Consider the following 26,785-nt stretch of genomic DNA (forward strand, 5'->3'; position numbering starts at 1 on the left):
CGTCACTGCCTGAATGATGATTCCATCAAACTGCTGCAGCACTTCTGACACTCTAGCAACCCAGAACCGAGTTTTATAGTAAGATTTGGTTTTTTTCCGAGGCAAAGCCGTGTCAGCTTTTTTCGGCCATACCGAAACATCCAGCCGCTCCACTTCTGAACTACAACGCTTCCTGGGGGTATTCCGTTATACCCGCCGTGCCATTCAACTGGTCTGGCAGACCTCTCGTCGCCTGACGCTGGGGCTGATGCTGCTGACACTGATTGCCGGAGTACTACCCGCTGTGGCAGCCTGGATCGGCAAGTTGATTGTGGACGCCGTGGTACTGGCGATGCAGGTGCATCAGACAACCGGGCTGGTGGAATACCAGCCGGTACTCAACTACCTGCTGCTGGAAGCCCTGGTATTGATTGGCATCAGTGCCACCCAGCGGGCCACCGCAGCACATCAGGCGCTGTTGCGAGCCTTGCTGGGCCAGAAGGTCAACGTGATGATTCTGGAAAAAGCCCAGACCCTGTCACTGGCCCAGTTTGAAGATTCAGAGTTCTACGACAAACTGACCCGCGCCCGGCGTGAAGCCTCTGTACGCCCGCTGGCACTGGTCAACAAAACCTTCACCCTGCTGCAGAATGCCATTGCGCTGGCCAGCTTTGCCTTTCTGCTGATCCAGTTTTCTCCCTGGGCCTTGCTGCTGCTGTTTGTGGGTGCCTTGCCAGTGTTCATTGCCGAAGCAAAATTCTCCGGTGATGCCTTTCAGATTTTCCGTCGTCGTTCACCGGAAACCCGCACCCAGATGTACCTTGAAACGGTGATGGCCCGTGAAGACAGCATCAAGGAAGTGAAACTCTTCCAGCTTGGGCCACTGCTGTTGAATCGCTACCGGGGTATTTTTGACACCCTGTTCAGCGAAGATCGCAAACTGATCCTGAAGCGGGAAACCTGGGGGTTTATCCTGGGCCTGCTCGGCACCCTGACCTTTTATGCTGCTTACGCCTGGGTGGTGCTGGAAACCGTGCTGGGCAAAATCACCCTGGGCGACATGACCATGTACCTGCTGGTCTTCCGCCAGGGGCAGACATCGGTCAGTGCCAGCCTGACATCCATCAGCGGCATGTATGAAGACAACCTCTACCTGTCCAACCTGTACGAATACCTGGAACAACCGGTACCCATTGAAGCCGGACAACTGACCCAAGGCACACAACCGGGTGATGGCCTCCGATTTGAAAACGTCAGTTTCACCTACCCAGGCGCCAGGCATCCCGCCCTGCAACACATCAACCTGCACCTGAAACCCGGTGAAAGCCTGGCACTGGTGGGTGAAAACGGCTCCGGCAAAACCACCCTGATCAAACTGCTGACCCGTCTTTATGAGCCGGATGAGGGGCGTATCCTGCTGGATGGCAGTGACCTGAAAGACTGGCACCCCCAGACCCTGCGAGAGCGCATCGGCGTGATCTTCCAGGATTTTGTGCGTTACCAGTTTCTGGTGGGTGAAAACATCGGCATGGGTGACGTGGCAGCCTTCAGTGAAGAACCTCGCTGGAAAAAAGCGGCTGAAGCCGGCATGGCGGATGACTTCATTCAACGCATGAGCCAGGGTTATCACACTCAGTTGGGACGCTGGTTCAAGGGTGGGCAGGAGTTATCCGGTGGTCAGTGGCAGAAAATTGCCCTGTCCCGTGCCTTCATGCGGGAAAAGGCTGATATTCTAGTGCTTGATGAACCCACTGCCGCCATGGATGCAGAGGCCGAAGCCCAGATGTTTGAATACTTCCGCCAGCACACCCTGAACAAGATGGCGATTCTGATTTCACACCGCTTTTCCACCGTGCGCATGGCTGATCAGATCATTTTCATCGAGCAGGGGCAGATACTGGAACAGGGCAGCCACGAACAACTGATGGTGCTGGATGGTCGTTATGCCCATCTGTTTAACCTGCAGGCCAGCGGTTACCGATAAACACCAATCCCTGTATAATCGCGTGATATTTTTGCTCAGGAATCACCCGTCATGCTGCTGATGATCGACAATTTTGACAGCTTCACCTTTAACATCGTGCAGTATCTGGCTGAGCTGGGTGCTGACGTACGGGTGGAGCGCAACAACGCCCTGACACTGGCACAGATCGAAGCCATGCAGCCCAGTCATCTGGTGATCTCCCCCGGCCCCTGCACACCCAATGAAGCCGGTATTTCCATGGATGCCATTCGCCACTTTGCCGGAAAAATACCGATTCTGGGTGTCTGCCTGGGTCATCAGGCCATCGGTCAGGTATTTGGTGGCCAGGTGGTGCGCGCCCCTCAGGTGATGCATGGTAAAACCTCACTGATTGCACACCACAACACCGGTGTCTTCCGTGGTCTGGAAAACCCGCTTTCGGTGACGCGTTACCACTCGCTGGTGGTTGATGAAGCCAGTCTGCCCGACTGTCTGGAAGTCACTGCGCGCGTGGTGCAGGATGACCCGACACCTGGCCTGATCATGGGTATCAAACACAAAACCCTGGCAGTGGAAGGTGTCCAGTTCCACCCGGAATCCATTCTGTCCCGTCAGGGCCATGAGCTGCTGAAAAACTTTCTTGATCAATAACGCCAGCAGCAACACGCCATTCGAACAACAACGACCAGGGAGCCACCCATGGACATGAAACAGGCCATAGATGCCGTCACCCGCCGTCAGGATTTAACCCGTGAACAGATGCGGGATGTGATGCAACTGATCATGACCGGTGAGGCCACCGCGGCCCAGATGGGCGGTTTTCTGGTCGGCCTGCGCATGAAAGGTGAAACCGTGGATGAAATCACCGCGGCCGCCGAAGTCATGCGCAATCTGGCTACACCGGTACAGATCAAGTCTGATCGACTGGTGGACATTGTTGGCACGGGCGGTGACGGTGCAAACCTGTTTAACGTATCCACCTGTGCCTGCCTGGTGGTTGCTGCCGCCGGTGGTCAGGTAGCCAAACACGGCAATCGCTCAGTTTCCTCTTCCAGCGGCAGTGCTGATCTGCTGGAAGCTGCCGGTGTGCATCTGGCCATCACCCCGGAACAGGTGGCCCGCTGCGTGGAAGAGCTGGGGGTCGGTTTCATGTTTGCGCCCCAGCACCACAGCGCCATGAAACATGCCATCGGCCCACGCCGGGAAATGGGCGTTCGCACCCTGTTCAATATCCTGGGACCACTGACCAATCCAGCCGGTGCCCAGCACCAGTTGCTCGGTGTTTATACGCCCGAGCTGGTACGCCCACTGGCTGAGGTACTGGGCAATCTGGGATTAAAACACGCACTGGTGGTCAGCGGCGAAGACGGACTGGATGAAATCTCCATTGCCGGCCCCACTCATGTAGCGGAATACCGCAATGGCCAGCTCAGTGAATACACCATCCAGCCGGAAGACTTTGGCCTGACCCGCCACTCACTCGATGCCCTGAAAGTCGGATCCGCCAGCGAGTCCCTGGAGCTGATCCGTCAGGTATTAAAAAATCAGCAGGGCCCGGCACTCGACATGGTGCTGCTGAACGCCGGAGCGGCACTTTATGCTGCTGATATTGCCGACTCCATCATTGAAGGGGTGGCGCTGGCCCAGGATGCCATTGCATCCGGTCAGGCTGCCGAAAAACTCAAGGTACTGGTGAACTTCACCCAGAGCCTGGCATAACTGGCACAAAAGGTCCCCATGCTGATGCACACTGATACCCCCACCATCCTGAAAAAAATTGTTGCCCGCAAACACCAGGAAGTGGCTGAGCGCAGCCAGTCAACCAGCTTGAAGGCACTGTATCGCCGCGCTGAGCAGGCGGATGCCCCTCGCGGTTTCACTCAGGCACTGCTGGACAAGGTTGCAGCCGGGCAACCTGCGGTGATTGCCGAAATCAAAAAGGCCTCACCCAGCAAAGGCGTGCTGCGTGAAGACTTCATTCCGGCTGAAATTGCCCAGCGTTATGAAGCCTGCGGTGCAGCCTGCCTGTCAGTGCTGACGGATCAGGATTTTTTCCAGGGTCACGAAGACTACCTGCAGCAGGCGCGGGCCGCCTGTCAGTTGCCGGTGATTCGCAAGGACTTCATTGTTGAGCCTTATCAGGTGGTGGAAGCACGCGCCATCAATGCTGACTGCATCCTGCTGATTGCCGCCTGCCTGAATGATGAACAAATGAGTGAGCTTAACCTGCTGGCTCATGAACTGGGCATGGATGTGCTGATTGAAGTACACAACAAGGAAGAACTGGAGCGGGCATTAAAGCTGCCGAACCGCATCATCGGCATCAACAACCGCGACCTGCACAGTTTTGAAGTGAAGCTGGAGCACACCTGGGCGCTTCTGCCCTTTATCCCGCAGGATCGTCTGGTGATCACCGAAAGCGGCATTCTCAGCCAGCAGGATGTGACCGCCATGCAACAGCACCAGGTGAATGCCTTTCTGGTCGGTGAAGCCTTTATGCGTGCAGAAGACCCAGGCCAGGCACTGCAACAACTCTTTTTCTGACGTGAGGTCCACCACCGGGTTGTGCCTTCTGCTTACGAACCGGGCTGGGACTCACGATAGAGTGGACGTAAACTTGGGTCACGGATGACCAGGCTTTTGCCTTCAGCTTCAACCAACCCCTTTTCTTCCAGGTCTTTCAGCACACGACCAGACATTTCACGCGAACAACCCACCAGCTGCGCAATCTCCTGTCGGGTGATGCGTACCATCATGCCCTCAGGATGAGTCATGGCATCCGGCTGTCTGGCCAACTCCAGCAGCATCCGCGCCACCCGGCCAGTGACATCCAGAAAAGCCAGATCACCCACCTTTTGGGTGGTAGCACGCAGACGCACTGCCAGTTGATTACCCAACAGGAACCAGAGGCTCTGGTGCTCCCGTGACAGGTTCAGGAAGCGCTCATAACTCATCTCGGCCACTTCACACTCGGTTCTGGCTCGCACCCAGGCACTGCGCCGACTGATTTCATCAAACAAACCCAGTTCACCAAAAAAGTCACCCTTGTTGAGGTAGGAAACAATCATTTCCCTTCCCTGCTCATCCTCAATGTAAACAGCCACCGTACCCTTGACGATGTAATGGATGGACTGGGCATTTTCACCGGCATGGATCACCAGCGCACGCTTGTTGTAACGACGCTTGTGGGCCTGCTCCAGATATACATCCAGAGCGGCATCCCGTGCCTCGGCGTTGGGCAGACTCATTGCAGCAAACTCCTTCCTTTGGCAGCAGGCAGAAAGGCTGATCAGGTTTCCTGCTGGAGCACCATTAAAGCACCATCAATGGTAAGATTGAAGTCATTGACAGGAGAACAACTCATGCAAGCAAAAATCAAGTGGACCGATGGCGTTCAATTCATCGCCGAGTCAGGCACCGGCCATGCCGTTGTGGTGGATGGCCCACCGGATTCAGGGGGCCGCAATACCGGGCCGCGCCCAATGGAGCTGGTACTGATGGGATTGGGTGCCTGCAGCAGTTATGACGTGGTCAGTATTCTGAAAAAATCCCGTCAGGACATCACTGACTGCCATACCGAACTCAAGGCTGATCGCGTGGATGCCATCCCCGCTGTATTCAGCAAGATTCACCTGCACTTTGTGGTCAGCGGACGAGACCTGAAACCGGCACAGGTGGAGCGTGCGGTGAAGCTCTCGGCAGAAAAGTACTGCTCCGCATCCATCATGCTGGGTAATGCCGGGGTTGAAATCACCCACAGCCATGAAATAATCAGTGTTTAACCGGGCAACAAACAAGCCTGGCAGAACGCGCCTGGTGTTTGAAGCAAAAAAACAACCTGCCGTGACCTGAGAAAGAAGCGATCTAAGAAAGCAGCGACCTGAGAAAGCAGCGACCAGACAAAACAGGCCAGCATTGCTGGCCTGTTTTTATTGGTGCGGCAGGATCAACTGAAGTTCAGCGGGCGCTCACCGGCTTCATCACGAATACAGGTGGGTAGGCCCATCTGGTTCAGCAGGTTCAGGAAGGGTTTGGGTGGCAGCTCTTCCACGTTCACCATCTTTTCCACATCCCAGATACCCTGTGCGACCAGCAGGGCAGCAGCCACAGGCGGTACACCGGCAGTGTAAGAAATGCCCTGCGAACCTACTTCGTTATAAGCTTCTTTATGGTCGGCCACGTTGTAAATGAAGACTTCCCGCTCCTTACCATCCTTCTGCCCCTTCACCAGATCACCGATACAGGTTTTCCCGGTGTAGTTGGGCGCTAGGGAAGATGGGTCCGGCAGCACTGCTTTCACCACTTTCAGCGGTACCACTTCCTGGCCTTCGGCGGTTTTAACCGGTTGCTCCGAGAGCAGGCCAAGATTGTTCAGCACCGTAAACACATTGATGTAATGCTCACCAAAACCCATCCAGAAACGGATGTTGGGAACATCCAGGTTCTTTGACAGGGAATGGATTTCATCATGACCCGTCATGTAACTGGTCTGTTCACCCACTACCGGCAGGGAGTCAGTGCGCTTGATTTCAAACATCCGGTTCTGGGTCCACTGGCGATTCTGCCAGGACCAGACACGTCCGGTGAATTCACGGAAGTTGATTTCCGGATCAAAGTTGGTGGCAAAATACTTGCCGTGACTGCCAGCATTGATATCAATGATGTCGATGGAGTCAATGGCATCAAAATACTCATCACGCGCCAGTGCCGCATAAGCATTCACCACACCGGGATCAAAACCAATGCCAAGAATGGCGGTGGTTTTATTGTTTTCGCACTCCTGCTTACGCTTCCACTCATAGTTACCGTACCAGGGGGGTGTTTCACAGATTTTGGCCGGATCTTCGTGAATGGCAGTATCCAGATAAGCGGCGCCGGTTTTGATGCAGGCGCTGAGCACGGACATGTTGACAAAGGCAGAGCCAACATTGATGACGATCTGAGACTGGGTTTCCCTGATCAGGGAGGCGGTGGCTTCAACATCCAGTGCATCCAGTGCGAAGCAGCAGATTTGTCCGGCCACCTTCATACTACCCTTTTCAGCCACGCTCGCAGCGATGGCTTCACACTTTTCCAGTGTTCTTGAGGCAAGGGCAATATTGCCGAGAATATCGTTGTGTTGTGCACACTTATGAGCAACAACCTGGGCGACACCTCCAGCACCAATAATCAGAACGTTTTTTTTCATCTCGACGCATAACTCCTCTTTGTCATGCAGGTTAAGCAGGGCTCAGGAGAGCCCTTGCACAAAGTCGCCGTAGGAAAACTCCCTGATGAGCTCCACACGACCATCCAGCTGTTTCACGGCAATGGCAGGCATCTTCACACCGTTGAACCAGTTTTTCTTCACCATGGTGTAACCGGCTGCATCCTGAAAGGACAGGCGATCACCAATCTGCAGTGGCTGTTCAAAACGGAACTCGCCAAAAATATCGCCCGCCAGACAGGATTTACCGCACACCATGTATTCATGCTCACCTTGATTGGGAAGCAGTTTGGCGGACTGGCGATAAATCAGCAGATCCAGCATATGGGCTTCAATCGAGCTATCCACAATAGCCAGATTTTTGCCATTAAACAGGGTGTCCAGCACTGTCACTTCCAGGGTGGTGGAGTTGGTGATGGCTGCTTCACCCGGCTCCAGATACACCTGCACACCCCAGCGCTCGGCAAAGTCTTTCAAGCGAGCACAGAAGGCATCCAGCGGATAGTTTTCACCGGTAAAGTGAATCCCTCCACCGAGGCTGACCCACTCTACCCGCTCCAGCAATGAGCCAAATTTTTCTTCAATGCGCCCCAATAACTGATCAAACAATTCAAAGCTGCTATTTTCACAGTTGTTGTGGAACATGAAGCCGGATATCTGATCCATCACTTCGGCAATTCTGGCTGGATCATGTTCACCCAGACGGCTGTGCGGACGCGCCGGGTCAGCCAGAATGAACTCCGAGCTGCTGACACCGGGATTAACCCGCAGGCCACGAACATGGCCTTCCGATGCAGCAGCAAAACGCTGCAACTGGCTGATGGAGTTAAAAATGATCTTGTCGCTGTTGGCCAGCACTTCGGCGATTTCATCATCGGCATAAGCCACACTGTAGGCGTGGGTTTCACCGGCAAATTTTTCGCGCCCCAGCTTCACTTCATAGAGGGAGGAGGTGGTGGTGCCATCCATGTATTCCTGCATCAGATCAAAGACTGACCAGGTGGCAAAACACTTGAGCGCCAGCAGCGCCTTGGCACCGGACTGCTGGCGAACCTGAGCAATTTTCTCCAGGTTCTTCAGCAGACGGGATTTGTCGATCAGGTAACAGGGCGTTTTGAGCATGATCCGGCCTCATGCCTGATCCAGCGTCTGGGCTGAATCAGGACAGGTAGTTAACAAAACGCGCGATTATATACGATAAACGCTCTTGGTCATCACCTTCGACATCAGTGTCATGACTTTCCTGACCGGCGTGGGAAACTCAATGCCTCCGGCAGCCAGTGCCCAGTCTGCATGATGGGCTTCATCTTCATGCATCTGGCGCAGAATGGCGCGGGAACGCTCATCCTGTGCGGGTAAATCTTCAAAGTGGTGTTCCAGGTGTTTGCACACCTGATCTTCCGTGGCCGCCACAAAACCCAGGCTGTATTTATCCCCGGCGGCACCGGCAGCAGCACCGATACCAAAGGACAGGGCATAAAACACCGGATTCAGCAGACTGGTGTGACTGTCCAACTCTTTCAAGCGCTGCTCACACCAGGCCAGATGATCAATCTCTTCCTGAGCAGCCAGAGTCATCTGATCACGCACTGCTTCCAGTCGGGCGGTTAATGCCTGGCCCTGGTAAAGGGCCTGGGCACAAACTTCGCCAGTGTGATTGATGCGCATCAGGCCTGCTGCATGGCGCCGCTCTTCTTCGGTCATGTCCGGCTGCTCATGCAGCTGTGCCGGATTAGGCCGGTAGGGTTGTGCGGCACCCGGTACCAGGGTGCGCAGCAGAGTATCAAACTGGCCGATCAGGCGATCGACCGAATTTTCCTGGCGTACAAGGGACATTTCACCTCCGTCAGGCCACGCCCAGCTGTTTCAGCGTATGGCGGGCAATCATCTTTTCTTCGTTGGTGGGGATGGCAAACACCTTCACCCGGCTGTCATCCGCTGAAATCAGATATTCATTGGAGCGATTACGCTGTGGGTCCAGTTTCATGCCCAGCCAGGCATTCTGCTCCACCACTGCAGCACGCAAGTCGGCGTCATTTTCACCCACACCACCGGTGAATACAAATACATCCACACCACCCAGAGCAGCCGCCAGCGAACCGGTTTCACGGGCAATACGATACACAAACATGTCAATCGCTGCTTTGGCCAGCGGATCGGATGACTGCTTCAGCGTCAGCATCTCTGAGGAAATACCACCGGACACACCAAACCAACCACATTCCTTATACAGGAAGCTTTCCAGCGCCTTGGCATCCAGGCCTTTTTCCTGCATCAGGTACAGGAGTACACCAGGGTCCAACTGGCCGGAACGGGTACCCATTGGCAGACCTTCAACGGCAGTGAACCCCATGGTCGAAGCACGACTTTTGCCCTGATCCATCGCACACATGGAGCTGCCCGCACCCAGATGGGCCACCAGCAGTTTTTTCTGTGCCAGTCCGGCATCCAGGCGACTCAGCTTGTCATGGATGTATTCATAAGACAGGCCATGAAAACCATAACGACGCACCCCTTCTTCGGTCAGCTTGCGCGGAATGGCAAACTCGCGCGCCACCACCGGGATGCTGCTGTGGAACGCAGTATCAAAACAGGCCACCTGCGGACAGTTCGGCAGAAATTCGCGGCACAGGTGAATCAGCTTCAGGTTGAAGGGTTGATGCAGGGGGGCCAGCGGAATCAGGGTTTCCAGGAAAGCCAGTACATCACTGTCCACCACCACAGGGCTGGAATAGCGATCACCACCGTGGACCACCCGGTGCCCAACCCAGGCCACCTGATACTGCGGAGTGTTTTTTTCAATCCAGTCCAGCACCACTTTCAACGCCTGGGCATGGGCCTGGTTATGCGCCACATCCAGCTGTTCCTTATCCAGGGTTTCCTTATCAACCAGCACACCATCCGGATTTTCACTGTGGTCATAAATTTCCAGCCGTGCCGGGCCAGACAGGTTGGCCACCTTGACACGAAAATGCTGGGTCACCTCAGTGCCCTGTACATCAAACAGGGAGCACTTCAGGCTGGAAGAGCCGGCGTTGACGATCAACACCATATCGGTTTTCTGAGTCATAACTTACTCCAGACGGCCAAGTTTGCGGGCCACCATCACCGCCACAGCACAAGAAGACAGACGCTCCAGCGACTTGGCAGCACGACTGGTCAGAATGATGGGTACCCGAGCCCCCATCACAATACCGGCGGCCTTGGCATTGGCCAGGTACTGCAACTGCTTGGCAAACATATTGCCGGACTCCAGATCCGGAGCCATCAAAATATCCACATCCCCCGGCACCGGTGACTTGATGCCCTTGTCCAGTGCGGCTTCCAATGAAATGGCGTTGTCAAAGGCCAGTGGACCATCAACAATGGCACCGGTGATCTGACCACGATCCAGCATTTTGCACAGAGCTGCCGCATCCAGGGTGGACTGGATGTTCGGCTTGACCTTTTCCACCGCAGACAGAATGGCAGCCTTGGGCAAATCCACACCCAAGGCATGAGCACAGTCAATGGCGTTCTGCAGGATGTCGCGCTTTTCCATCAGGTTTGGTGCAATGTTGATGGCCGCATCAGTGATGAACAGGGTTTTGTGGTAGCTGGGCACATCCATTACAAACACATGCGACAAACGACTCTCGGTGCGCAGGCCACCGGTTTTGGACACCACCGCACCCAGCAACTCGGAGGTGCCCAGCGAACCTTTCATCAGGGCATGCACTTCACCACAGTAGGCCATTTTTACTGACACTTCCGCTGAGGCATGGCTGTGTTCGGTGTCAATGATGGTGTAATCACGCAAATCAATATCAGCCTGCTCAGCGACGGCACGGATCTTTTTTTCCGGCCCGACCAGGAAAGGCACAATGATGTCGGCTTCGGCTGCCTCAATGGCGCCTTCCAGACTGTTCACATCAGTGGGGTGCACCACAGCGGTGGGCACCGGTGGTGCATCCTTGGCTTGCTGCAGAATGCTTTCCAACTGATAGTGTTTAACGTCCTTCACTTCCAGTGCGTGAGGGGCCAGTACCTTCTTGATTGCATCGTTCATGATTACCCTTTCCTCTGTTGAGCCTGCGCTTCCACTATCCAGTTCATTGCTGAATCAATCACTCTTGCAGCAGGCATTGCCATCCTATTGTGGCAAGCCTGCAAGACGTTCTGCTGACAGGCAGCTGTCAATCTGGTTTCAACCTGGTGGCCAGGTTAACTGGCGACCAGCCAGTACATGCATGTGAATGTGCCAGACGGTCTGACCACCATCTTCATTACAATTCATCACCACACGATAACCCTGCTCGGCAAAACCCAGCTCCCTGGCCAGTTTTGCAGCGGTAACCTGCAAGCGCCCAACCAGTGCGGCATCACCCTCTTCCAGATCATTCAGGGTGGTGATGTGGCGCTTGGGGATCACCAGCAGGTGAATGGGTGCCTTGGGATCAATATCATGAAAAGCGATCACCTGATCGTCTTCATAAGCAATTTTGGCCGGAATCTCACGGCTGACAATTTTGCAAAAAATACAGTCTTGCATGCTTCACTCCCGTTTTTATTGTCGTTGATCAGCGTTCCAGATACTGCAGCTTGCCGGGCTTGCCATCCCAGTCGGCTGCATCTGGCAGTGGGTCTTTTTTCTCAGCAATATTGGGCCAGATTTCTGCCAGGTCGGCATTCAGTGCCACAAAGTTTTCCATGTCAGCGGGCACTTCATCCTCTGAAAAAATGGCTCCTGCCGGGCACTCAGGCTCACACAGGGCACAGTCGATGCACTCATCCGGATGAATCACCAGAAAGTTCGGCCCTTCATAAAAACAATCCACCGGACAAACTTCCACACAGTCGGTGTATTTGCAGCGGATGCAGTTGTCGGTTACAACAAAGGCCACTGAAGCCTCCTTTTATTGGTCATCTTCAATCAAGTCAGCCATCAATCATCAGCCAGTTGCTTCAAGCTGTAAAGCAACTCCAGCGCCTGACGTGGGCTCAGGTCGTCCGGTGACAGCTTTTTCATTTCATCCACCAGTGGATGAGGTTGCAAGGCAAACATGTCTGCCTGCCAGGGTTGTTCAGCCACCCTACCCGTTGCACTTACAGCTGGCTGCTCCTGAACCGGAGGTTTGACACCCATCTGGCGTTGCAGCACTTCCTGCTGCTCCAGTTCACGCAGTCGGGTGCGAGCCCGGCTGATCACCTTTTCCGGCACACCGGCCAGGCGTGCCACCTGCAAACCATAACTCTGGCTGGCCGGGCCCGCTTCCACCTTGTGCATGAATATCAATTGATCACCATACTCACTGGCAGACAGGTGCACATTGGCCACCCCTTTCCGATCATCCGCCAGCGTGGTGAGTTCAAAATAATGGGTGGCAAACAGGGTACGGGCACCGATCTGTGCCAGTTCCTCAGCACAGGCCCAGGCCAGTGACAGGCCATCAAAAGTGCTGGTGCCGCGCCCCACTTCATCCATCAGCACCAGACTCTGGGCGGTGGCGTTATGCAGGATATTGGCGGTTTCGGTCATTTCCACCATAAAGGTGGAGCGACCGGAGGCCAGATCATCAGAGGCACCGATACGGGTGAAAATCCGATCCACCGGACCGATGCGAGCGGCACTGGCGGGCACCGCCGAGCCGATATGGGCCAGCAGGGTGATCAGCGCCACCTGGCGCATGTAGGTGGATTTACCCCCCATGTTGGGACCGGTGATCACCAGCATGCGAGTCTCGGCGTCAAACTGCAGGTCATTGGCCACAAAAGGATCCGTGACCACCTGCTCAACCACCGGATGGCGACCGGCGTCAATCTGCAGTTCATCCGTCTCGGTAAGCTGCGGCAGGCACCAGTCCAATTGTTCGGCACGTGCTGCCAGATTATTCAGTACATCCAGCTCAGACAGGGCTGCAGATGTCTGCTGCAAACTGGCCAAGTGTTCATTCAGGCGGTCCAGCAGGATTTCATACAGCTGCTTTTCACGACTCAGTGCCCGGCTCTGACTGGACAGTGCCTTGTCTTCAAAGACTTTCAGCTCAGGTGTAATAAAACGCTCGGCATTTTTCAAGGTCTGACGCCGTTGGTAGTCGATCGGTGCCTGATCCGACTGGGCCCGGCTGATTTCGATGTAATAACCATGCACCCGGTTGTAACCCACCTTCAGGGTGGACAGTCCGGTGCGGGCTTTTTCCTGCTCTTCCAGTTTCAGCAGAAAGCCACCGGCGTTTTCCCGCAAGGCCCGCAACTCATCCAACTCGTCATCATAACCCGTGGCAATCACACCACCGTCCCGGATCACCGCCGGGGGATTGTCGATCAAGGCACGCTGCAATTCATCCGCCAGTTCCGGCAGCGGCTCCATCTGCCCGTTCAGGGACTGCAACAGGGGAGCCTGCACACTGGCCAGTCGCTGCTGCAGCTGAGGCAGGCTCAGCAGGGCATCTTTCAGGCGAGACAGATCGCGTGGTCGGGCTGAGCGCAGGGCCACTCGCGCCAGAATGCGCTCCAGATCACCAATGGCTTTCAGCAGGGGGTGTAAATCCAGCGCAAATAACTGTTCACGCAGTTCTGCCACCGCCTGTTGACGTTGCAGCAGTACCTGGCGCTTGCGCAGAGGCCGATGCAACCACCGGCGCAACAGTCGCGATCCCATCGGTGTAGCGGTTTCATCCAGCACTTCCAGCAGGGTGTGGCTCTGACCACCAGACAGGTTGGTATCCAGTTCCAGATTACGGCGGCTGGCAGCATCCAGCAGCAGTGCCTCATCTTCTTCTTCCAGCAACAGGGATCGCAGGTGGGGTAAATCAGACTTCTGGGTATCCTTCACATACTGCAGCAGTGCACCGGCAGCAGCCAGGGCTGAATTCAGATGATCACAACCAAAACCACGCAGATCCTGCACCCGGAACTGCTCACAGAGTTTGCGAACAGCCGTTTCCCGATCAAACTGCCAGGGCGGTAGACGACGCAGGCCTCGCAGGCTGCGCCACTCATCCGGCAGCGGCAACAGCTCATCAACCAGCAACTCGGAAGGCGCCAGGCGTGCCAGGGTGGTTTCCAACTGCTCCTGACCTTGTACTTCTGACACCACAAAACGACCACTGGACAGATCCAGACTGGCAAAACCGTAGCGACCACCCTCTGCGTGCAAGGCCACCAACAGGTTGTCCCGCCGTTCATCCAGCAGCGCCTCATCGGTCAGGGTGCCGGGAGTCACCACTCGCACCACCTGCCGTTCCACCGGCCCTTTACTGGTGGCCGGATCACCGATCTGCTCACAGATGGCGACTGACAAGCCAGCTTTCACCAATCGCGCCAGATAACCCTCGGCAGCATGATGGGGTATGCCCGCCATGGGTATTGGCTCACCGGCCGAAGCCCCCCGCTGGGTCAGGGTGATATCCAGCAACCGGGCGGCTTCACGGGCATCATCAAAAAACAGCTCGTAAAAATCACCCATCCGGTAAAACAACAGGGTGGTGGGATAATCTCGCTTCAGAGCAAGATATTGACGCATCATAGGTGTGTGGCTGGAAAACTCTTCCTGGGCAGTCATGCGGTTTTAAATCCTGACAAGTCTGTTATCGGTAAGTGGCTAACGATAAACCTGTAGCTTAACATTTTACCCTTGATCCCAGACTGCTAATTACCACCAAAAGCCACCTCCAACCCCAGCCAACCCAGCTTGTAATCAATGCCATCAAAGCTGCTGAAATCATAACCAACAAGAAAACCGGCGCGACGGCTCCCCAACCTCAACAAAGCACCGTAATAAGGGTCACTGCCAGTGAACTGTTGCGTGCTCCGGCCTATCGACGGCTTCACCCCGATGGACCAGTGCATCACACCCGCCTGAACACCAAGATGTGCCCAGTCATTCAAGGGGTGTTGATACCCAGCCAGAAAACGGGTTGCATAACCGTCCACGCCATAAACCACATCATCCAGAAAAGGCAGGAGCTCCAGATTCAAGCGGGACACCTCCAGGGTAAACTGTTCCTGATAACGCACCCCCAGACCCAGCAATCCAGCAAAATCGGCTTCACTGAACCCGGTTTCACCCCGTCGCCCCGGATAATCACCACTGGCATCATACTGACCGATACCCACCCCAAGGCGCAGATAAACATCAGTATTGGCGGACACACCCATACAACTCATTAGCAGTATGAGCCCTGACAAAATGCCTCCAGACAAGCTGTGATTCATGGTCGACATGTCCTGATCTGTTTTATGATGTCCCTGCAGTTTAGTCAGCCCAGCAGTCATCACAAGCAGAAAACGGCCATACAGATGAACAGAAGATTGATCATTGAACAGATTGCCGAACTGGCCACCCGCCAGGGAAAAATGCTGGCAACCGCTGAATCCTGCACCGGTGGAGGCATTGCCAAGGCGCTGACTGAAGTGCCCGGTAGCTCTGCCTGGTTTACCTGTGGCCTGATCACTTACTCCAATCAGGCCAAACAGCAGCTACTGGGGGTCTCCGCCACCAGCCTCACTGAACAGGGAGCGGTCAGCGAGGCAGTGGTCTGCGAAATGGTGAAGGGTGCATGTCTACAAGGTGCAGCGGATCTTGCTGTAGCTGTCAGTGGTGTGGCTGGCCCTGATGGCGGCACGCCGGAAAAACCGGTGGGTTGTGTCTGGCTGGCCTGGGGCGATGCCAGCCAGCAATGGGCACAGCGCATGCAATACCAGGGTGATCGACGCACCATCCGCGAGCAAACCATCAACACCGCACTACAAGGCTTGCTGGACGCGTTACAGAAAACTGCATGAACAGGTGTTGCCTTCTGAAAAAATACTGTTAACCTATACAGTAATCGACACAAACGCATCCCCGATTCGACAAAAATTCATCACCACTTTTATGAAGGAAGCATGTCATGGCCATTGATGAAAACCGCCAGAAAGCCCTCGCCGCCGCCCTCGGTCAGATTGAAAAACAATTCGGCAAGGGCGCCATCATGCGCATGGGTGATCAACCTCGCGTAGCCATCCCCGCGGTTTCCACCGGTTCACTGGGACTGGATATTGCGCTGGGCATCGGCGGCCTTCCCTATGGCCGTATCGTAGAAATTTATGGCCCTGAGTCTTCCGGTAAAACCACCCTGACCCTGTCAGTGATTGCTCAGGCCCAGAAGCAAGGCAAAACCTGCGCATTCATTGATGCTGAACACGCGCTTGACCCCATTTATGCTGAAAAACTGGGTGTCAGCCTGGATGATCTGTTGGTATCCCAGCCAGACAATGGTGAACAGGCACTGGAAATCACCGACTCACTGGTTCGCTCTGGCGCAGTGGATGTAGTGATTGTGGACTCGGTGGCAGCACTGACACCCAAGGCAGAAATTGAAGGTGACATGGGTGACTCCCACGTTGGTCTGCAGGCTCGCCTGATGTCTCAGGCACTGCGCAAAATCACCGGCAACATCAAAAATGCCAACTGCCTGGTGATTTTCATCAACCAGATCCGCATGAAAATTGGTGTGATGTTCGGTAGCCCGGAAACCACCACCGGTGGTAATGCCCTGAAGTTTTATGCATCCGTGCGTCTGGATATTCGTCGCATCGGTTCCGTTAAGCAGGGTGATGAAGTCACCGGTAACGAAACCCGCGTCAAGGTGGTCAAGAACAAGGTTTCACCACCCTTCCGCCAGGCTGAATTCCAGATCCTTTACGGCAAGGGCATCTATCATGCCGGAGAAGTCATTGACCTGGGTGTGCAGTGTAAACTGATCGAAAAATCAGGTGCCTGGTACAGCTATCAAGGCAACAAGATTGGTCAGGGTAAGGCCAACGCCGCACAGTACCTGGAAGACAACCCCGCCATCCTGACCGAAATCGAAGCTGGAATCCGTGAACAGCTGCTGAACAAGGTGGAAGAAAAACGCAGTGCAGAAATGGTCACCGAAGCCGGTGATGATGACGAACTGCCACCGCTGGACGACTGAGTCACAGCCGGTCTGTCACTCTTATGGAACTGACAAGCGCCCAGCAAGACTGGCTGAAAGCCCGCCGCGAGCGGGCTTTTCGCTTACTTGCCGCCAGAGAACACAGTCGCAGTGAGCTGCGCAACAAACTGCTAAAGCCCTCAAGGACTGAACAAGCCCTGACTGACAACGAAGCCGCAGTGGACAGCGAGTTGGCCCAAGCACTGATTGACTCCCTGCTGGAGCAACTCATCACTGACGGTTTACAAAGTGATGCCCGCTTTATGGACAGTCTGGTGCGTCAATACCTCAGCAAGGGCAAAGGCCCAGTGGCATTACAACAAGCCTGTCGCATGCAGCAGCTGGACACTGAATTGGTGCAGCAACAACTGCAACGCCTTGAAACCCTTTGGCCAAAACAGGTACAGCGCGTTCGTGAAAAACGCTTTGGAAATGAACCACCCGCTGACTCGCGCGAAGCAGCCAGGATGCAACGTTTTCTGGCGCAGCGGGGATTTACCCCTGAACTGATCCGAAAGGCAGTGTTTCAGCGCTGAGCCGGATTATCATTTTGCCGTGAACTCCGTATAATGGTCGCCCAGTTTGTCCGGCAGCCCCATTCGCTTACAGAGAGGCATCATGAAAAGCGCCGAAATCCGCGAGGCTTTCCTGAAGTTTTTTCAATCCAAAGGGCACACCGCCGTGCCGTCCAGCTCGCTGGTGCCCCATGACGACCCGACCCTGCTGTTCACCAACGCAGGGATGAACCAGTTTAAAGACTGTTTCCTGGGTCTGGAGCAACGGGGCTACACCCGTGCAACCTCGTCACAGAAGTGTGTGCGTGCTGGTGGCAAACACAATGATCTGGAAAACGTCGGTTATACCGCACGTCACCACACCTTTTTTGAAATGCTGGGCAATTTCAGCTTCGGCGACTATTTCAAGCAGGATGCCATTCACTACGCCTGGGAATTCCTGACCGGCGTAGCCAAGCTGCCCAAAGAAAAGCTGTGGATCACTGTTTACGCCACTGATGATGAAGCTTACGACATCTGGCATCAGCAGATAGGTGTTCCTGCTGAACGCATTATTCGCATTGGTGACAACAAGGGTGCGCCCTACGCATCTGACAACTTCTGGGCGATGGGTGATACCGGCCCCTGCGGCCCCTGCACTGAAATTTTTTATGACCACGGCGAGCACATCTGGGGTGGCCCACCCGGCTCACCGGAAGAAGATGGCGATCGATATATCGAAATCTGGAACGTGGTGTTCATGCAGTTCAACCGCACTGCGGATGGCCAGCTCCACCCGCTGCCGGCACCTTCCGTAGATACCGGCATGGGTCTGGAGCGCATTGCCGCGGTACTGCAAGGCGTACATGCCAACTATGAAATTGACCTGTTCCAGAACCTGTTAAAGGCCTCTGCAGAAGCCATCGGCTGCGAAAACTCCGATGCACCTTCTCTCAAGGTGGTGGCTGACCACATTCGCTCCTGCAGCTTCCTGGTGGCGGATGGTGTTATTCCATCCAACGAAGGCCGGGGTTATGTGCTACGTCGCATCATTCGCCGCGCCTGCCGCCATGGCCACAAGCTGGGTGCTGAAGGCAGCTTCTTTTACCGCATTGTGGCTGCCCTGGCACAGGAGATGGGTGATGCCTATCCTCAGTTAAGAGAACAGCAGGCCCACATTGAAAAGGTCCTGAAGCAGGAAGAAGAACAGTTTGCCAAAACCCTGGATCAAGGCATGAAAATCCTTGAACAGGATCTGGCCAACCTGCAGGGCTCCGTGATTCCCGGTAGTGTTGCATTCAAACTCTACGATACCTTCGGTTTCCCACTGGATCTCACTGCGGACATTGCCCGCGAACGCCAGCTGACCATTGACGAAGCCGGTTTTGAGCAGGAAATGGAAGCTCAGCGTGATCGCGCTCGGGCTGCCAGTCACTTTGGCATGGACTACAACAGCCTGATCAAGGTGGATCGTGCCACTGAGTTCACCGGTTATGAAACTGCCGAAGGCAGTGCCAGGGTTGTTGGTCTTTATCGTGATGGCCAACCGGTTGAGACCCTGCAAGAAGGTGAACAGGGTGTGGTACTGCTGGACAGCACACCTTTTTATGCCGAATCCGGTGGTCAGGTTGGTGACTCTGGCCAGTTGCTGGCCACAGGCCTGCGCTTTGATGTGCAAGACACCACCAAAGCCGGTGAAGCCCATTTGCATCAGGGTGTACTGGCCGAAGGCACACTCAGCAAAGGTCAACAGCTGACCGCCAGGGTCAATAACAGTGTTCGCACCCGCACCCGCGCCAATCACTCGGCCACCCACCTGCTGCACGCAGCCCTGCGCCAGGTATTGGGCACCGGCGTACAGCAAAAAGGCTCACTGGTGGATTCAGAGCGCCTGCGCTTTGACTTCAGCCACGGTGAAGCCGTCAGCCCGGTGCAACTGCAGGAAATTACCCGCCTGGTGAACGAACAGATTCGCGCCAATGCGGCCGTAACCACCGAGTTGCTGGACCTGGAAACAGCTCGCGCTCGTGGTGCCATGGCACTGTTCGGCGAGAAATATGCTGACGAAGTGCGTGTACTGAGTATGGGCACCCAGCAAGATCAACAACCCTTCTCCATCGAGTTGTGTGGCGGCCTGCACGTCAACCGTACCGGCGACATTGCCCTGTTCCACATCACCAGCGAATCCGGCATCGCCTCAGGCGTGCGTCGTATCGAAGGTGTGACCGGTGAAGCGGCGCTCAACTACCTGCTGGGTCGTGAGCAGCAATTGCTGCAGGCAGCGTCTCAGCTGAAAGTGAAACCAGAACAGCTGCTGGAGCGCCTGGAAAACAATCAGGAACGCACGCGCCAGCTGGAAAAGGAAATCCAGCAGCTGAAGAAAAAACTGGCATCCGGTACTGGCACCGATCTGACCGCTCAAACTGAGCAGGTCGGTGACATCAAGGTACTGGCCAGCCTGATTGACGGTGCAGATGTTAAAACCCTGCGCGACCTGATGGATCAGCTCAAACAGAAACTGGCACCTGCAGCCGTGGTACTGGCTGCCGTTGAAGGTGACAAGGTTAGCCTGATCGCAGGTATCTCAGGTGAAGCCAAAGACCGACTCCACGCAGGCAAACTGGTCAATCATGTTGCGTTGCAAATTGGTGGTAAGGGGGGTGGCCGCCCCGACATGGCACAAGCTGGCGGTACTGATGCCGCAGCGCTGCCCGCAGCCCTGGCATCGGTGAAAGCCTGGGTTGCCGAACAACTGGGTCAGGCATAAGTTTTTTAATTTAACCCAATAGGACTCCTATGGCACTTTATGTACAGAAGTTCGGTGGCACCTCTGTAGGTACTGTTGAACGGATCAAGAAGGTTGCTGAGCGTGTTGGACGCTTCCGCAAGGAAGGCCATGATGTGGTGGTGGTGGTTTCAGCCATGAGCGGTGAAACCAACCGACTGATCGCGCTGGCAAAAGACATTCACGACGAACCCTCACCGCGTGAAATGGACATGCTGGTTTCAACCGGTGAGCAGGTTACTATTGCCCTGCTGGCCATGGCCCTGGAACAACAGGGTACACCGGCGACCTCCTACACCGGTGCACAGGTCGGCATCATCACTGACAAGGCTTACACCAAAGCCCGTATCAAGAAAATTGACACCGAAGCCATCAACCAGGACCTGAAAGCCGGTCGCGTGGTAGTGGTTGCCGGCTTCCAGGGTGTGGATGAAGAAGGCAACATCACCACCCTGGGTCGTGGTGGCTCGGACACCACAGGCGTAGCACTGGCTGCCGCACTGAAAGCCGATGAATGCCAGATCTACACTGATGTGGATGGTGTGTATACCGCTGATCCCCGTATTTGCTCCAAGGCCAGCCGCCTGGATACCATCACGGTTGAAGAAATGCTGGAGCTTGCCAGTCTTGGCTCCAAGGTACTGCAGATTCGCTCGGTTGAGTTTGCTGGAAAATACAAGGTCCCACTGCGCGTTCTGTCCAGTTTTGAAGACAACGAAGGCCCGGGCACACTAATTGTTGCTGATGATGAGGAGAACCCCTCGATGGAAGAACCACTGATCTCTGGTATTGCCCACAACACCAATGAAGCCAAGCTGACGGTTCTTGGCGCACCGGATATTCCCGGTGTTGCTGCCAGGATTCTCGGACCGATCGGTGACGCCAACATCGAAGTGGACATGATTGTTCAGAACGTCTCTCCTGACGGCAAATCCACCGACTTCTCCTTCACCGTCGGTCGTGGTGACTACAAAAAAGCCAAGGCCCTGCTGGAAGACATCGTGACTGAAATGGGCGCCGGTAAGGTGGTTGGCGACACCGCCATTGCCAAGGTTTCGCTGGTGGGCGTTGGCATGCGCTCCCATGCCGGTGTGGCCAGCCTGATGTTCAAGACACTGGCATCAGCCGGCATCAATATCCGCATGGTCTCCACCTCTGAAATCAAGATTTCCGTGGTGATTGATGAAAACTTCACCGAGCTGGCCGTTCGCACCCTGCACACGGCCTTTGGCCTCGACAAAGCCGAGTAATTGCATCAGCGCCAGGGATGGCGCACATCTTTGTGACAATTTAAAAAAGGCATTCAGAAAATAGCTAAAAATCATTTAACATTTTTATGCTATTAGCCGATAATCAGCATGCCTGTGAAAAATGAACTACAGTCATCGGAGATGGTCTGTTTTTTCACGGCATTCAACGGAAGACTGCACTATCTGCCTTCTTCCCTGCCTGTTGAGTTTTTTCTCTGGACTGCTTGATAAGGAGATTCCACCATGCTTATTCTCACACGTCGCGTTGGCGAAACCCTGATGATTGGTGACGAAGTCACTGTTACCGTACTGGGTGTCAAGGGTAATCAAGTTCGCATTGGTGTGAACGCACCCAAAGAGGTTGCTGTTCACCGCGAAGAGATTTACCAGCGCATTCAACGTGAAAAGGAAGAAGGTAACCAGGGTAACTTCTGATTCCTGATTTCCTGACCTTCGGGTCTGCTGAAACCGCAACAATCTGGCCGTCTGTGAGCCTTTGATTGTTGCGGTTTTTTTGTGCCCATTACCCCAACACAAGCCTTTGCTTCAGCAAGTTTTTTTCAACCAAAAGGGTAGACAAACTGATAACAGATGGTATTATGTGCGCCGTGTTGGAGAGGTGGCCGAGTGGCTGAAGGCGCGCCCCTGCTAAGGGCGTATGGGAGAAATCTCATCGAGGGTTCGAATCCCTCTCTCTCCGCCACCGAATCAGTATCAAATACGCGCTCATAGCTCAGCTGGATAGAGTACCTGGCTACGAACCAGGCGGTCGGAGGTTCGAATCCTCCTGAGCGCGCCAACTGATTCATGATGGAAAGCTACTCCATTCTGCTTTGGAGAGCTGCTACAAGTTGCAATGCGCGCTCATAGCTCAGCTGGATAGAGTACCTGGCTACGAACCAGGCGGTCGGAGGTTCGAATCCTCCTGAGCGCGCCACTTGCAAAATCTCTGTGTTAAACCTCCCTGCTCTGCAATCCCTTATCTGAACCTACGCCCGTTATCTGAACCTGCGTCCGTCCAGCAATTCCTGTACTCGCGGCAACATGATCAATTCCAGCGCCAAAGGCATTTTTGCACCCGGCACCACCAGGGTGTGAGGGCGCGACATGAAACTATCCTTGATCATTGCCAGCAGATAGGGAAAATCCACCTTCTGCGGCCCACGAAACCGTATCACCACAAAACTTTCATCTGCAGTTGGCACGCTACGCGGCTCAAAAGGATTGGAGGTATCCACCACCGGTACTCGCTGGAAGTTGATGTGGGTGCGCGAAAACTGCGGCAGGATATAACGCAGATAATCCTCCATCCGCGACTGGATGGTATCAATCACCGCCTCCTGTGAATAACCCCGCAACTTGGTGTCCCGATCAATCTTCTGAATCCACTCCAGGTTGATGGACGGTGCCACACCAATCAACAGGTCCACATACTGGGCAATGTTGATCTCCTCAGTGACCAGACCACCATGCAGCCCTTCATACAACAACAGGTCGGTAGCCTCTGGCAGTGACTCCCAGGGCGTAAAGGTACCCACCTTATGGCCCGCCTCAACCAGTTCCTTGTCTTCCGCATGAATATAGTGGCGATAACTGCCAGTGCCTCCAGTGGAATACTCCAGAAACAGCTGCTCCAGGCGATCCAGCAGGTTGGCTTCAATGGCAAAGTGAGACAGCGACTGTTTACGCTCAGGATGTGCCAGCAAGAGTTTTTCCAGCTGATCACGGGTGTAACGGTGAAAACTGTCTCCATGCACAAAAGCAGCCACCACATCCTGCCGTGCAAACATGCGCGCAAAGGCATCCTTGATGGTGGTGGTGCCAGCGCCGGATGAACCCGTCACTGCAATAATGGGATATTCCCGCGACATGAATCAGCGCCTCCCAGCCAACTTCAGAAAGTTTTCCGGTACTGCCACTGCCTTGCGACTGGCATAATCAAAAAACACCACACCGGCTTTTGCCAACGCCACCTGCGCGCCATCACTGCGCACCACACGATGATAAAGCTCGGCTCCTTTGGTGCTGATTTCGCCAATAGCCAGCTCTATCACCAGCGCATCCGCATAAAAGGCTTCTGCCTGATAATGCACTACCAATTCAGCAACCACCCAACCGATGCCTTCACCACCCAGATTCAACTCACTCAGTCCGTGACTGTCCAGCCAGCCACAGCGTGCATCATGCAATAAAGACACCAATGTATCGTGCCCCAGATGCTGACCGTAGTTGATGTCACAGATTCGCAGGGTTAAAGGATGGCGATAAACCACTGCAGCTGGAAACTCAAGACTGGTGCGAGGCATACAAAACTCCTGGAGTCAAAAAGGCCCGGCATTGCCGGGCCCAGGTTCAAAACGAGCGTATGACAGCAGCTTAACCCTTCGACTCTTCCCGGGCAATAGCGCGGTAACCGATGTCACGACGGCAAAAACCATCTTTCCAGCTGATTTGATCCACCAGTTGATAAGCACGACGCTGCGCCTCAGAAACACTTGTACCCAAAGCAGTGGCACAGAGCACTCGACCGCCCGCAGTGACAACCTGATCACCTTGAAGCTGTGTACCCGCATGAAACACCTTGGCATCAGGCTGTTCCTGCTGTGGCAAACCGCTGATCACATCACCCTTGTTATAGTCACCGGGATAACCACCTGCAGCCATCACCACACCCAGTGATGCCCGCTCGTCCCATTCAGCAGTCACCTGATCCAGACGCCCCGCCAGGGCCGCCTGACACAAGGCCACCAGATCGGACTGCAAGCGCAGCATAATGGGCTGGGTTTCAGGATCACCAAAGCGGCAGTTGTATTCAATCACCTTCGGCGCACCGCTGGCGTCAATCATCAGGCCGGCATAAAGAAAACCTGTGTAAGGGTTACCTTCAGCAGCCATGCCGCGTACGGTTGGATAAATCACTTCATCCATCACCCGCTGATGCACCTCAGGCGTCACCACCGGAGCAGGTGAGTAGGCACCCATGCCACCGGTATTCGGACCGGTATCAGCATCACCCACCCGCTTGTGATCCTGGCTGGTGGCCATTGGCAGGGCATTGACACCATCCACCATCACAATGAAACTGGCTTCTTCGCCTTCCAGAAACTCCTCGATCACCACCCGCGCACCGGCATCACCAAAGGCATTGCCTGACAACATGTCGCGTACGGCATCCTCTGCTTCATCCAGCGTCATGGCCACAATCACGCCCTTACCCGCAGCCAGACCATCCGCCTTTACCACGATGGGTGCACCTTTTTCCTGCAGGTAGGCCAGCGCCTCATCCACCTGGGTGAAAACACCGTAATAAGCCGTTGGAATGGCATGACGCGCCAGAAAATCCTTGGTGAAGGCCTTGGAGCCTTCCAATTGCGCCGCCCCCTTTGAAGGACCAAAAATGGCCAGCCCCTGCTGCTGAAAATAGTCAACAATACCAGCAACCAACGGCACTTCCGGGCCGACCAGAGTCAGTGCAATGCCTTCATCGCGCACCAGTTGGGCCAGGCCCTCAAAATCCAGCACATCCAGCGCAACATTGCGCATGCCGGGTTCCAGTGCCGTTCCCGCATTACCGGGTGCAACAAGCACTTCACTGACCTGTGGGGACTGAGCTGCTTTCCAGGCCAGCGCGTGTTCACGCCCGCCGCTGCCGATGACCAATACTTTCATGCCTTCGAGTTCCTGTAATGAGTCAAAATAACTGGCGCTATTATGGCAGATTTTACCCTGTGGAGCTTCTACGCAGACTGACATGCTAAAAAAGAGGTCATCTCTGCCAGGATGTGTTAAAAAAACAATCACTGTACAAGAGCGGTGAAGGATTGTACTCCGGCTTGTTTTTGCTGAAAAAACATCCCAGAATCAGGCAGTCAGGGAACAAAAAAACACACAACAGAAGAGATACGCCATGATGAAAAAAACACTTCTTGGTATGACACTTGCGGCAGCTTCCGTAATGGGTGCTGCGGCCCTGCAGGCTGATGTAAAAATCGGCTTTCTCGGCGGTTTCACTGGCCCCATTGAAAGTATGACGCCAGCCATTCATGCCGGCGCCCAGTTGGCACAAAGTCATATCAATGCCCAGGGTGGTTTGCTGAACGGCCGTCAATTTGTGATGCCAACCGGCGATACCACCTGTGCTGACGCTTCAGCAGCCTCCAACGCAGCAGACCGCATGGTTAATACCGAGCGCGTCACTGCCATAGTGGGTGCACTGTGTACCGGTGCCACCATTGCTTCTGCCAATAACGCTGCCATTCCGGCGGGTGTGGTGATGATCTCTCCTGCCTCCACCGCACCGGCAGTGACCACCCTGAACGACAATGACCTGGTCTTCCGTACCGTGCCCTCTGACGCCTTCCAGGGTCAGGCACTGGCACACCTGCTGATTTCCAAAGGCATCAAGGAAGTGGTTGGCACCTATGTGAACAACGACTATGGTCGTGGTCTGGCCGATCAATTCCGCCGCACTTACACTGCCCTGGGTGGTGAAGCCGTGGAAATTGTGGCTCACGAAGACAACCGTGCTGACTACCGCTCCGAGCTGGGCGCCCTCTCCGCTCATGGCGTAGATACCCTGATCATTTTTGCCTACGCTGACTCTTCCGGTCAGACCGTATTGCGCCAGGCACATGAAAGTGGTGCCTTCAGTCGTTATGTCGGTGTGGATGGCATGGCCAGTGAAAACCTGGTTCGCGCCGTTGGTGCCCGCGTAGTGGAAGGCATGATTGCCACTCGTCCCGGCTCCCCAAAACTGCCAGGCGCTGACATTTTTGCCGCTGAAGCCCGCAAGGCCGGCTTTGATCCCAGCGCCGTGTTCTCAGCCCAGGCTTATGATGCTGCCTTCATTCTGGCCCTGGCCGTTGAAAAGAATGGCTCCGATGCCCGCCAGGGCCTGAGCCAGGCTGTTCGTGCGGTATCCAGTGCACCCGGTGAAGTCATCCTGCCTGGTGAGTGGGAAAAAGCCAAACGCCTGATTGCTGCTGGCAAGGACATCAACTACGAAGGTGCCGCAGGCTCTCACGAGTTTGACGCCAACGGCGACATCCAGGGTGTAGTGGTTGAAATTGCCTTTGAAAACGGCCGCTTGGTCACCAAGGGTGAAGTGAAGTTCTGATACTGAAGCTACCCTGATCTAAATAAAAATCCCCGACCAGCAATGATCGGG

25 protein-coding genes and 3 tRNA genes are annotated in these 26,785 nt (G+C 54.8%); 15 read left to right on the plus strand and 13 right to left on the minus strand.

Annotation, left to right across the window (positions count from 1 at the left end):
* Window positions 1–109 precede the first annotated feature (109 nt).
* The 4 genes from BT114_RS13095 to trpC are packed head-to-tail and all read left to right on the plus strand — an operon-like array spanning window position 110 to window position 4,486.
* A complete protein-coding gene (locus BT114_RS13095; protein ID WP_072327029.1) occupies window positions 110–1,963 on the plus strand; it encodes an ABC transporter ATP-binding protein in 1,854 nt (617 codons plus the stop codon).
* A 51-nt stretch (window positions 1,964–2,014) separates the two neighbouring features.
* Window positions 2,015–2,593, plus strand: coding sequence for an anthranilate synthase component II (locus BT114_RS13100; protein ID WP_072326953.1), 579 nt, complete (start codon window positions 2,015–2,017; stop codon window positions 2,591–2,593).
* A gap of 48 nt (window positions 2,594–2,641) precedes the next feature.
* Window positions 2,642–3,661, plus strand: a complete 1,020-nt coding sequence (trpD, locus tag BT114_RS13105) for an anthranilate phosphoribosyltransferase (RefSeq protein ID WP_072326954.1) — start codon at window positions 2,642–2,644, stop codon at window positions 3,659–3,661.
* A gap of 24 nt (window positions 3,662–3,685) precedes the next feature.
* Window positions 3,686–4,486: an indole-3-glycerol phosphate synthase TrpC gene (trpC, locus tag BT114_RS13110; protein ID WP_072327030.1), complete on the plus strand. Its 801-nt coding sequence runs from the start codon at window positions 3,686–3,688 to the stop codon at window positions 4,484–4,486.
* 32 nt (window positions 4,487–4,518) lie between these two features.
* On the opposite strand, the gene crp is transcribed toward trpC, so the two are convergent.
* A complete protein-coding gene (gene crp / locus BT114_RS13115; RefSeq protein ID WP_072326955.1) occupies window positions 4,519–5,190 on the minus strand; it encodes a cAMP-activated global transcriptional regulator CRP in 672 nt (223 codons plus the stop codon).
* Window positions 5,191–5,304: 114 nt separating this feature from the next.
* Between crp and BT114_RS13120 the strand changes: the two genes are divergently transcribed.
* Window positions 5,305–5,724 (plus strand): OsmC family protein, encoded by a 420-nt coding sequence (locus BT114_RS13120; RefSeq protein WP_072326956.1) that lies wholly within the window; start codon window positions 5,305–5,307, stop codon window positions 5,722–5,724.
* Window positions 5,725–5,888: 164 nt separating this feature from the next.
* Here the strand turns inward: BT114_RS13120 and BT114_RS13125 are convergent, their stop codons facing one another.
* The 9 genes from BT114_RS13125 to BT114_RS13165 form a co-directional block, all read right to left on the minus strand.
* Window positions 5,889–7,130, minus strand: a complete 1,242-nt coding sequence (locus BT114_RS13125; RefSeq protein WP_072326957.1) for a saccharopine dehydrogenase family protein — start codon at window positions 7,128–7,130, stop codon at window positions 5,889–5,891.
* Window positions 7,131–7,172: 42 nt separating this feature from the next.
* Window positions 7,173–8,270 carry a carboxynorspermidine decarboxylase gene (nspC, locus tag BT114_RS13130; protein ID WP_072326958.1) on the minus strand — a complete coding sequence of 366 codons (1,098 nt, stop codon included), beginning with the start codon at window positions 8,268–8,270 and terminating at the stop codon, window positions 7,173–7,175.
* Between the two features lie 66 nt (window positions 8,271–8,336).
* Entirely contained in the window at window positions 8,337–8,984 is a 648-nt protein-coding gene (coq7, locus tag BT114_RS13135; RefSeq protein ID WP_072326959.1) for a 2-polyprenyl-3-methyl-6-methoxy-1,4-benzoquinone monooxygenase, read from the minus strand.
* 10 nt (window positions 8,985–8,994) lie between these two features.
* The gene (locus BT114_RS13140) at window positions 8,995–10,218 is read right to left on the minus strand and encodes an acetate/propionate family kinase (RefSeq protein ID WP_084662257.1); all 1,224 of its coding nucleotides are present in this window, start codon (window positions 10,216–10,218) and stop codon (window positions 8,995–8,997) included.
* 3 nt (window positions 10,219–10,221) lie between these two features.
* A complete protein-coding gene (locus BT114_RS13145; RefSeq protein WP_072326960.1) occupies window positions 10,222–11,196 on the minus strand; it encodes a bifunctional enoyl-CoA hydratase/phosphate acetyltransferase in 975 nt (324 codons plus the stop codon).
* A gap of 138 nt (window positions 11,197–11,334) precedes the next feature.
* Window positions 11,335–11,679 (minus strand): histidine triad nucleotide-binding protein, encoded by a 345-nt coding sequence (locus tag BT114_RS13150; RefSeq protein WP_072326961.1) that lies wholly within the window; start codon window positions 11,677–11,679, stop codon window positions 11,335–11,337.
* 28 nt (window positions 11,680–11,707) lie between these two features.
* A complete protein-coding gene (fdxA, locus tag BT114_RS13155) occupies window positions 11,708–12,031 on the minus strand; it encodes a ferredoxin FdxA (RefSeq protein WP_072326962.1) in 324 nt (107 codons plus the stop codon).
* Window positions 12,032–12,072: 41 nt separating this feature from the next.
* Window positions 12,073–14,691 (minus strand): DNA mismatch repair protein MutS, encoded by a 2,619-nt coding sequence (gene mutS, locus BT114_RS13160; RefSeq protein WP_072326963.1) that lies wholly within the window; start codon window positions 14,689–14,691, stop codon window positions 12,073–12,075.
* A gap of 86 nt (window positions 14,692–14,777) precedes the next feature.
* Window positions 14,778–15,281 (minus strand): hypothetical protein, encoded by a 504-nt coding sequence (locus BT114_RS13165; protein WP_143142842.1) that lies wholly within the window; start codon window positions 15,279–15,281, stop codon window positions 14,778–14,780.
* A gap of 147 nt (window positions 15,282–15,428) precedes the next feature.
* On the opposite strand from BT114_RS13165, the gene BT114_RS13170 reads away from it, so the two are divergent.
* From BT114_RS13170 to BT114_RS13210, 9 genes are all read left to right on the plus strand, one after another.
* Window positions 15,429–15,914 (plus strand): CinA family protein, encoded by a 486-nt coding sequence (locus tag BT114_RS13170; protein WP_072327032.1) that lies wholly within the window; start codon window positions 15,429–15,431, stop codon window positions 15,912–15,914.
* A gap of 107 nt (window positions 15,915–16,021) precedes the next feature.
* Window positions 16,022–17,089 (plus strand): recombinase RecA, encoded by a 1,068-nt coding sequence (gene recA / locus BT114_RS13175; RefSeq protein ID WP_072326965.1) that lies wholly within the window; start codon window positions 16,022–16,024, stop codon window positions 17,087–17,089.
* A gap of 23 nt (window positions 17,090–17,112) precedes the next feature.
* Entirely contained in the window at window positions 17,113–17,625 is a 513-nt protein-coding gene (locus BT114_RS13180; RefSeq protein WP_072326966.1) for a regulatory protein RecX, read from the plus strand.
* A gap of 82 nt (window positions 17,626–17,707) precedes the next feature.
* Complete coding sequence (alaS, locus tag BT114_RS13185) at window positions 17,708–20,350, plus strand: alanine--tRNA ligase (RefSeq protein ID WP_072326967.1); 2,643 nt, start codon at window positions 17,708–17,710, stop codon at window positions 20,348–20,350.
* A gap of 29 nt (window positions 20,351–20,379) precedes the next feature.
* Window positions 20,380–21,618 (plus strand): aspartate kinase, encoded by a 1,239-nt coding sequence (locus BT114_RS13190; protein WP_072326968.1) that lies wholly within the window; start codon window positions 20,380–20,382, stop codon window positions 21,616–21,618.
* 243 nt (window positions 21,619–21,861) lie between these two features.
* Entirely contained in the window at window positions 21,862–22,053 is a 192-nt protein-coding gene (gene csrA / locus BT114_RS13195; RefSeq protein ID WP_072326969.1) for a carbon storage regulator CsrA, read from the plus strand.
* A gap of 178 nt (window positions 22,054–22,231) precedes the next feature.
* Window positions 22,232–22,321: transfer RNA gene (locus BT114_RS13200), tRNA-Ser, on the plus strand.
* A gap of 19 nt (window positions 22,322–22,340) precedes the next feature.
* Window positions 22,341–22,417 (plus strand) — tRNA-Arg (locus BT114_RS13205).
* A 61-nt stretch (window positions 22,418–22,478) separates the two neighbouring features.
* A tRNA-Arg gene (locus tag BT114_RS13210) sits at window positions 22,479–22,555 on the plus strand.
* 61 nt (window positions 22,556–22,616) lie between these two features.
* Here BT114_RS13210 and BT114_RS13215 read toward each other — a convergent pair.
* The 3 genes from BT114_RS13215 to purD all read right to left on the minus strand — a co-directional run bounded on the left by BT114_RS13215 (window position 22,617) and on the right by purD (window position 25,287).
* Entirely contained in the window at window positions 22,617–23,489 is an 873-nt protein-coding gene (locus tag BT114_RS13215) for a phosphoribulokinase (protein ID WP_072326970.1), read from the minus strand.
* A gap of 3 nt (window positions 23,490–23,492) precedes the next feature.
* Window positions 23,493–23,924: an acyl-CoA thioesterase gene (locus BT114_RS13220; protein WP_072326971.1), complete on the minus strand. Its 432-nt coding sequence runs from the start codon at window positions 23,922–23,924 to the stop codon at window positions 23,493–23,495.
* A gap of 70 nt (window positions 23,925–23,994) precedes the next feature.
* The gene (gene purD / locus BT114_RS13225; protein ID WP_072326972.1) at window positions 23,995–25,287 is read right to left on the minus strand and encodes a phosphoribosylamine--glycine ligase; all 1,293 of its coding nucleotides are present in this window, start codon (window positions 25,285–25,287) and stop codon (window positions 23,995–23,997) included.
* Window positions 25,288–25,525: 238 nt separating this feature from the next.
* Between purD and BT114_RS13230 the strand changes: the two genes are divergently transcribed.
* Entirely contained in the window at window positions 25,526–26,734 is a 1,209-nt protein-coding gene (locus BT114_RS13230; RefSeq protein WP_072326973.1) for an ABC transporter substrate-binding protein, read from the plus strand.
* Window positions 26,735–26,785: the final 51 nt, after the last annotated feature.

The sequence above is a fragment of the Marinospirillum alkaliphilum DSM 21637 genome (assembly GCF_900119735.1).
GTDB classification, from domain to species: Bacteria; Pseudomonadota; Gammaproteobacteria; order Pseudomonadales; family Halomonadaceae; genus Marinospirillum; species Marinospirillum alkaliphilum.

What these genes read in the sequence shown, in the direction of transcription:
- mutS (WP_072326963.1), bottom strand. Translation starts at nt 14,691, where the DNA reads ATGACTGCCCAGGAAGAGTTTTCCAGCCACACACCTATGATGCGTCAA.
- BT114_RS13180 (WP_072326966.1), top strand. Translation starts at nt 17,113, where the DNA reads ATGGAACTGACAAGCGCCCAGCAAGACTGGCTGAAAGCCCGCCGCGAG.
- BT114_RS13145 (WP_072326960.1), bottom strand. Translation starts at nt 11,196, where the DNA reads ATGAACGATGCAATCAAGAAGGTACTGGCCCCTCACGCACTGGAAGTG.
- trpD (WP_072326954.1), top strand. Translation starts at nt 2,642, where the DNA reads ATGGACATGAAACAGGCCATAGATGCCGTCACCCGCCGTCAGGATTTA.
- BT114_RS13125 (WP_072326957.1), bottom strand. Translation starts at nt 7,130, where the DNA reads ATGAAAAAAAACGTTCTGATTATTGGTGCTGGAGGTGTCGCCCAGGTT.
- recA (WP_072326965.1), top strand. Translation starts at nt 16,022, where the DNA reads ATGGCCATTGATGAAAACCGCCAGAAAGCCCTCGCCGCCGCCCTCGGT.
- BT114_RS13170 (WP_072327032.1), top strand. Translation starts at nt 15,429, where the DNA reads ATGAACAGAAGATTGATCATTGAACAGATTGCCGAACTGGCCACCCGC.
- trpC (WP_072327030.1), top strand. Translation starts at nt 3,686, where the DNA reads ATGCACACTGATACCCCCACCATCCTGAAAAAAATTGTTGCCCGCAAA.
- purD (WP_072326972.1), bottom strand. Translation starts at nt 25,287, where the DNA reads ATGAAAGTATTGGTCATCGGCAGCGGCGGGCGTGAACACGCGCTGGCC.
- alaS (WP_072326967.1), top strand. Translation starts at nt 17,708, where the DNA reads ATGAAAAGCGCCGAAATCCGCGAGGCTTTCCTGAAGTTTTTTCAATCC.
- BT114_RS13220 (WP_072326971.1), bottom strand. Translation starts at nt 23,924, where the DNA reads ATGCCTCGCACCAGTCTTGAGTTTCCAGCTGCAGTGGTTTATCGCCAT.
- BT114_RS13215 (WP_072326970.1), bottom strand. Translation starts at nt 23,489, where the DNA reads ATGTCGCGGGAATATCCCATTATTGCAGTGACGGGTTCATCCGGCGCT.
- BT114_RS13190 (WP_072326968.1), top strand. Translation starts at nt 20,380, where the DNA reads ATGGCACTTTATGTACAGAAGTTCGGTGGCACCTCTGTAGGTACTGTT.
- BT114_RS13120 (WP_072326956.1), top strand. Translation starts at nt 5,305, where the DNA reads ATGCAAGCAAAAATCAAGTGGACCGATGGCGTTCAATTCATCGCCGAG.
- BT114_RS13100 (WP_072326953.1), top strand. Translation starts at nt 2,015, where the DNA reads ATGCTGCTGATGATCGACAATTTTGACAGCTTCACCTTTAACATCGTG.
- BT114_RS13150 (WP_072326961.1), bottom strand. Translation starts at nt 11,679, where the DNA reads ATGCAAGACTGTATTTTTTGCAAAATTGTCAGCCGTGAGATTCCGGCC.
- crp (WP_072326955.1), bottom strand. Translation starts at nt 5,190, where the DNA reads ATGAGTCTGCCCAACGCCGAGGCACGGGATGCCGCTCTGGATGTATAT.
- BT114_RS13230 (WP_072326973.1), top strand. Translation starts at nt 25,526, where the DNA reads ATGATGAAAAAAACACTTCTTGGTATGACACTTGCGGCAGCTTCCGTA.
- BT114_RS13140 (WP_084662257.1), bottom strand. Translation starts at nt 10,218, where the DNA reads ATGACTCAGAAAACCGATATGGTGTTGATCGTCAACGCCGGCTCTTCC.
- nspC (WP_072326958.1), bottom strand. Translation starts at nt 8,270, where the DNA reads ATGCTCAAAACGCCCTGTTACCTGATCGACAAATCCCGTCTGCTGAAG.
- csrA (WP_072326969.1), top strand. Translation starts at nt 21,862, where the DNA reads ATGCTTATTCTCACACGTCGCGTTGGCGAAACCCTGATGATTGGTGAC.
- coq7 (WP_072326959.1), bottom strand. Translation starts at nt 8,984, where the DNA reads ATGTCCCTTGTACGCCAGGAAAATTCGGTCGATCGCCTGATCGGCCAG.